Below are 1002 nucleotides of genomic sequence, written 5' to 3' on the forward strand. Positions count from 1 at the left end.
GCCCCGTTTCGTGGTGACAATATCGCCTACTTTTAGTGCTTCTATGGCTACGGGGCCTTTCGGAGTCTGAATCCTCGTTTTTCCCAATAAGCAAACAACTGCGTTACCTGCATTGAAGCCAGCGGCTGTTTCATTCCCCTCAAAATCGAAATTGAGGGACTCATTGGGGCCAGCGGTGCCTGTGCTGACGGTGACTGCTCCATCAGCTGCTCCTCCATTGAGCGTAGTAGAAGGGTTGTTGTTAATACTATAAGCATCAACGGTAGTGCCTGATGCTGTATTAGTTAGAGCGACATGGAAAGCATTATCTGGATCGTCAGCTGGTCCCGCGCCTCCGTTAAAAAGCCCCCCAATGGGCGTCTCGGACTCAATGATATAAATGGTCCAATTGGGATTGTCAGGATCAGGAACTCCAGTAATACTGCTTAGAACGACTTCTCCACCGACTTCACCTTCGGCTTGAAACTCCGGGTTTGTTCTCAGATTGCCGGTAACGTCGTAGAACGAAACAGTGAAATCTGCGGGGTCATCTCCGGGTGCCAAAGCTATTTCGATGTACTCTCTCGGTGGAATATCACTAGTGCGGAAGTGTATCTCTGAAATAAAAGCCATGTATTCGGAAACCTCCCAAATGCCTTTTTAGTTAAGTTGTTTCACTCACTGTTGTACGCCATGACGCTCTCGGTAACTGCTGGACGTTGAGACGGCTTGATGCACCCTCATGAGCACTTCAGAAAATTGGCCGCTGCTAGCCAATATTTGACTTATGCAAGAGGTCCACGTATGAACCTCTTGCATAGGTAACGACTTGCCAAACGGGCGATCGTGAGGAACTTACCCATTTTTAATTACTTTCCTGATGCCACATCTTTGCGCAAAGGGCAGCACATCAATTATGATGTGCCCCGCAAAATCTCTCACCGTGAAGTAGAGCCTGCCCAGCTTGTGATGTGATTCCCGAAATCACCCTCGGTTTCGATTAGAGTTTTCCGCAGAGAATCC

Annotated in this window: 1 pseudogene; it reads right to left on the bottom strand. The window is 48.4% G+C overall.

Annotated elements, in window-relative coordinates:
* A pseudogene (locus tag AC58NV_RS23675) lies at positions 1 to 612 on the bottom strand (Hint domain-containing protein); the annotation flags it as partial.
* Between the last annotated feature and the right edge of the window lie 390 nt (positions 613 to 1002).

It is taken from the genome of Leisingera sp. ANG49 (assembly GCF_059694505.1).